Raw genomic sequence first — 4967 nt, forward strand, 5'->3', positions numbered from 1 at the left:
GCCGCCAGGGCCTCTTGCAGCCGCTGTACCAGTGCGGGCGAGGCCGACGTCATCGGCGCGCGCAACTCGTCCGCCATCTCGCCCCGCGCGGCCAGCAGGGCCTTGATGGGGGCGGGGTTGGGCTCGGCGAAGAAACGCTCCACCCACGGAACGATCCCCTGCCAGAGCCCGCGTGCCTGCACCAGGTCCCCGGCCGCGACGGCGTCCAGGCAGGCCACCCATTCGGCCGTCTGCCAGTGCGCGCTCGCGGCGATGGCCCCGGCGCCCCCGAGCGCGACGGTGGTGAAGGCCTGGGCGTCCTCGCCCGCCAGCATTTGCAGCGCGCCGTCTGCGATCAGCGCCTGCGTCTTCGCCGGGCTGCCGCCGCAGTCCTTCACGGCGCGGAGATTCGGGTGCGCCGCCAGGCCGCGCAAGGTGGCCAGGTCGAGCGTGGCGCCGGTGCGGTAGGGAATGTCGTAGACGATGAGCGGGACCGCGCTGGCATCGGCGATCGCCCGGAACCACTGCTGCAGCCCCGCCTGCGACGGCCGGATGGAATGCGGCGCCGGCACCAGCAGCCCGGCCAGCGGCTGCGGGGCCAGATTGCGCACCCGTGCCAGCACCTGGCCCATGTGGCAGCCCGACACGCCCATCACCACCGGCAGGCCGCCCGCGTGCGCGAGCACCGTGGCCAGCACGGCGTCCTGCTCCGGCGTGTCCAGCGCCCCGGCTTCGGCGGTGGAGCCGCAGGCCACGAACCCCGCGATGCCCGTGCGGCGCAGCCGCTGCACGAGGGCCTTCAGGGCGTCATGGTCCACGACGCCGTGGCGAAACGGAGTGACCAGTGGAATCCAGAGGCCGGAGAAATCGCCACGGGCCCGCGGGGTGGCAGGGCGGGTGGTGGCATGGGAGTGGGTGGAATGTGAACGCACGGGAACATCCTTTCAGGCAACGACCGAGGGAGCCGTCCAGGGATGCGTGCGCCGACCGGCAAAGCGGCAGGCGTTCAAAAAGAAAAAAGGGGAGAGGGTGCCTGCCGCGCGGTTCCGTCGCTCATCCGGACGGAACCGCAGCTCCGGTCAGATGAGCTGGGGTTTTTTGGCTTTGCCTGCGCACGCCGCCACGGACCGGAGGTTCCGCGAAGGCGAGGGAGTGTGCGAAGGCATGGGGGCAGTATAGCCAGGGTGCGCCGGTACAGGCCCTTCGTCGCGCCGCTGGCGGTGCCCTCGCGCTGGGTGGCGGGCTAGGGCGCAGGGGCACCGCCCTGCGGAACCTCGTCCGGAGGATGCGGCAGTTCCGGGCAGCGCCAGTTCAGCAGTTCGGCCAGGCGCAGCGTGATCCAGCGCGCCTCGGGTGGCGCCACGCCGGAGCCGGGCGTGGCCAGCCCGGCGTGGATGCGCAGCAGGATCTCGGCCTCCGACGGGGCCTGCACGTGGTAGAGCGTCTGCGCCTGCTCCACCAGATGGCTGGCCAGGTCTTCGCACAGCTCGTAGCGCTCGCGGACCACGGCGACCGGCTCGGACAGGCGCTGGCGGGCGTCGCTGTACACGGCCAGGAACGAGGGCGGGACGTGGATCTGGTTCTCGTCGTGCATGGCGGATGCGGCTCAGTCGGGCGTGAACAGGCGCGCGAACCGCTCGGCATCCTCGGCCAGCTCGAACGTGGCCAGCTGGCCCATCTTGCCGTCCGCCAGGCGGTGGGCGGCGAACAGGCTGTAGCGGCCCCGCAGGTCGTAGCTGGGAAGGTCGATCAGCGCGTAGGGGTGGGGCTGGAAGACCTCGTGCTCGAACACCACGCGGTGCTGGTTGCGCGGTGACGGAAAGAGCTTGTAGCGGTCGGTGGTGACGGTCTGGGTGGCCATGCGGAAAGGAGAGCGAAGGGGGAATGGCAGCGGTGCAAGGCGCAAGAGGCGGGCGCGGCGGCATGCCTGGCAAGCCGGCCACTTTAGCAAAGGCGCTCTTTTCCCGGCCGGCGCCAGCGGCCCGGCGGTTTCCGTGACAATCGCGGTTTGCGAACGCACGCACAAGGACACCGCCGCATGGCACGCAATTCGAGAGACAAAGACGAGTGGGCCGGCAAGGTCTTCGCCCTCATCCAGGGTGGCAACACCCAGGCGGCCATCGCACAGGTGAAGGTCGCGCCGTCGGTGAACGACGTGGTGCGGCTGCAGGCCATGCTGGCGCGCGTGCCGGCGTCCCCCGCGCGGCGCCAGCTCGACCAGATCATCGAGGAAGAGCGCGGGTTGCTCTCCGCCCCGCGCCTGCACCGCTCGCCATGAGCCGCACCGGCGACAGATCCCTTTCGCAGCGGCCATGAACCCTGTTCCCGCTCCACTCCCCATCGCCCCGCCCCGCGTGGCCGTCCAGGTGGCCGACTTCGACGTGTCCGCCGAACTGGCGGCCCTGCGCGCGGGCGATGCGCGGGTGGGCGCGGTGTGCTGCTTCGTGGGCACCGTGCGCGACCACAATGCCGGCGATGCCGTCGCATCGATGGAACTGGAGCATTACCCCGGCATGACCGAGAAGTCCATCGAAGCCATGGTGGACGAGGCGCTGCGCCGCTTCGAGCTGTTTGGCGCCCGCGTGGTGCACCGTGTGGGGCTGCTGCAGCCGCAGGACCAGATCGTGCTAGTGGCGGTGACCTCGGCCCATCGGGGCCAGGGCTTTCAGGCCTGCGAGTTCCTGATGGATTACCTCAAGACCCAGGCGCCGTTCTGGAAGAAGGAGGTCACGCCCCAGGGCGCGCGCTGGGTCGACGCCCGGGTGAGCGACGACGCCGCGCTGGCGCGCTGGGGCATCGCGGCCCTTCCCAATGCGGATGAGGGTTTGGGGTAAAAAAGGCCTTCGCCGCATATTCCACTAGGGCGTTTTGCTATCAATAAGTGAGCATTTGGCATTTTTTGAGATGCCTGCCTGAATTTGATCTGGCGCATGGCCTGCTGTGGGGTGCGCGCTTGAAATGTGCCTCCACCTCCCCCAACTGCGTTGCAATTCGGAGGACATTTCAACCATGCGTCTCGACAAATTCACCACCAAGTTCCAGGAAGCCCTGAGCGACGCGCAGTCGCTGGCGCTGGGCAACGACAACGCCTACATCGAACCCGTGCACATGCTGGTCGCCATGCTGCGCCAGGAAGACGGTCCGCGGGCACTGCTGCAGCGCGCCGGCGCCAACGTGCCGGGGCTGCTGTCCGCGGCCGAGGCCGCCGTCAAGCGCCTGCCCCAGGTGCACGGGCAGGACCAGGTACAGGGCGGCCCCGAGCTGGGCCGCGTGCTGCAGGCGACCGAGAAGGAGGCCATCAAGCGCGGCGACCAGTTCATCGCCAGCGAGCTGTTCCTGCTCGCGCTGGTGGACAGCAAGGGTGACGCCGCCCAGATCGCCAAGGACAACGGCCTGACCCGCAAGAGCCTGGAGGCCGCCATCGACGCCGTGCGCGGCGGCCAGAAGGTGGACAGCGCCGAGGCCGAAGGCCAGCGTGGCGCCCTCGCCAAGTACTGCCTGGACCTGACCGAGCGCGCCCGCATCGGCAAGCTCGACCCCGTGATCGGCCGCGACGACGAGATCCGCCGCGCCATCCAGGTGCTGCAGCGCCGCACCAAGAACAACCCCGTGCTGATCGGCGAGCCCGGCGTGGGCAAGACCGCCATCGTGGAAGGCCTGGCCCAGCGCATCGTGGCCGGCGAGGTGCCGGAATCGCTCAAGGGCAAGCGCGTGCTGTCGCTGGACATGGCGGCCCTGCTGGCCGGCGCCAAGTACCGCGGCGAGTTCGAGGAGCGCCTGAAGAGCGTGCTGAACGAGCTGGCCAAGGACGAGGGCCAGACCATCGTCTTCATCGACGAGCTGCACACCATGGTCGGCGCCGGCAAGGGCGAAGGCGCCATGGATGCGGGCAACATGCTCAAGCCGGCGCTGGCGCGTGGCGAGCTGCACTGCGTGGGCGCGACCACGCTCGACGAATACCGCAAGTACATCGAAAAGGATGCGGCCCTGGAGCGGCGCTTCCAGAAGATCCTCGTGGGCGAGCCCACGGTCGAGGCCACCATCGCCATCCTGCGCGGCCTGCAGGAAAAGTACGAGGTGCACCATGGCGTGGACATCACCGACCCGGCCATCGTGGCCGCGGCCGAACTGTCGCACCGCTACATCACCGACCGCTTCCTGCCCGACAAGGCCATCGACCTCATCGACGAGGCCGCGTCCAAGATCAAGATCGAGATGGACTCCAAGCCCGAGGTCATGGACCGCCTCGACCGGCGGCTGATCCAGCTGCAGATCGAGCGCGAGGCCGTGCGCCGCGAGAAGGACGAATCCTCGCAAAAGCGCTTCGCGCTGATCGAGGAAGAGATCGCCAGGCTGCAAAAGGAAATCGCCGACTACGACGAGATCTGGCAGTCCGAAAAGGCCCAGGCCCAAGGCAGCGCGCACGTGCGCGAGGCCATCGACAAGCTCAAGTTCCAGATCGAAGAGTTCACACGCAAGGGCGACTTCAACAAGGTGGCCGAGCTGCAGTACGGCAAGCTGCCCGACCTGGAAAAGCAGCTCAAGGAAGCGCAGGCCAAGGAAGCCGGCAAGGACGGCGCAGGCAGCGCGCCGCGCCTGCTGCGCACCCAGGTGGGCGCCGAGGAGATCGCGGAGGTGGTGAGCCGCGCCACCGGCATCCCCGTGGCCAAGATGATGCAGGGCGAGAAGGACAAGCTCCTTCAGATGGAAGACAAGCTGCACGAGCGCGTGGTGGGCCAGGACGAGGCCATTGCCGCGGTCGCCAATGCCATCCGCCGCTCGCGCTCGGGCCTGTCCGACCCCAACCGGCCCACGGGCTCGTTCCTGTTCCTGGGCCCCACGGGCGTGGGCAAGACCGAGCTGTGCAAGGCGCTGGCGGGCTTTTTGTTCGACAGCGAAGACCACCTGATCCGCATCGACATGAGCGAGTTCATGGAAAAGCATTCGGTGGCCCGCCTGATCGGCGCGCCGCCCGGCTACGTGGGCTA

At 68.9% G+C, this 4967-nt stretch carries 6 protein-coding genes; 3 read left to right on the plus strand and 3 right to left on the minus strand.

Annotated features, from left to right (window positions below; genetic code table 11):
• The 3 genes from AC27IQ_RS18710 to AC27IQ_RS18720 all read right to left on the minus strand — a co-directional run.
• On the minus strand, nucleotides 1–911 hold a 911-nt coding region (locus AC27IQ_RS18710), incomplete at its 3' end, for a dihydrodipicolinate synthase family protein (protein WP_487090363.1).
• Between the two features lie 311 nt (nucleotides 912–1222).
• Complete coding sequence (locus tag AC27IQ_RS18715; protein ID WP_487090364.1) at nucleotides 1223–1573, minus strand: hypothetical protein; 351 nt, start codon at nucleotides 1571–1573, stop codon at nucleotides 1223–1225.
• A 12-nt stretch (nucleotides 1574–1585) separates the two neighbouring features.
• Nucleotides 1586–1840: a hypothetical protein gene (locus AC27IQ_RS18720; RefSeq protein ID WP_272567945.1), complete on the minus strand. Its 255-nt coding sequence runs from the start codon at nucleotides 1838–1840 to the stop codon at nucleotides 1586–1588.
• 177 nt (nucleotides 1841–2017) lie between these two features.
• Here AC27IQ_RS18720 and AC27IQ_RS18725 point away from each other — a divergent pair, with 177 nt between their 5' ends.
• From AC27IQ_RS18725 to AC27IQ_RS18735, 3 genes are all read left to right on the plus strand, one after another.
• On the plus strand, nucleotides 2018–2257 hold the full coding sequence (locus AC27IQ_RS18725; protein ID WP_272567946.1) for a hypothetical protein: 240 nt from the start codon (nucleotides 2018–2020) through the stop codon (nucleotides 2255–2257).
• 34 nt (nucleotides 2258–2291) lie between these two features.
• Complete coding sequence (gene moaE / locus AC27IQ_RS18730) at nucleotides 2292–2813, plus strand: molybdopterin synthase catalytic subunit MoaE (protein ID WP_487090365.1); 522 nt, start codon at nucleotides 2292–2294, stop codon at nucleotides 2811–2813.
• 175 nt (nucleotides 2814–2988) lie between these two features.
• Nucleotides 2989–4967: Clp protease N-terminal domain-containing protein (locus tag AC27IQ_RS18735; RefSeq protein WP_487090366.1), on the plus strand; the 1979-nt coding region annotated here is incomplete at its 3' end.

Source organism: Acidovorax sp. KPB24-07 (assembly GCF_057543315.1).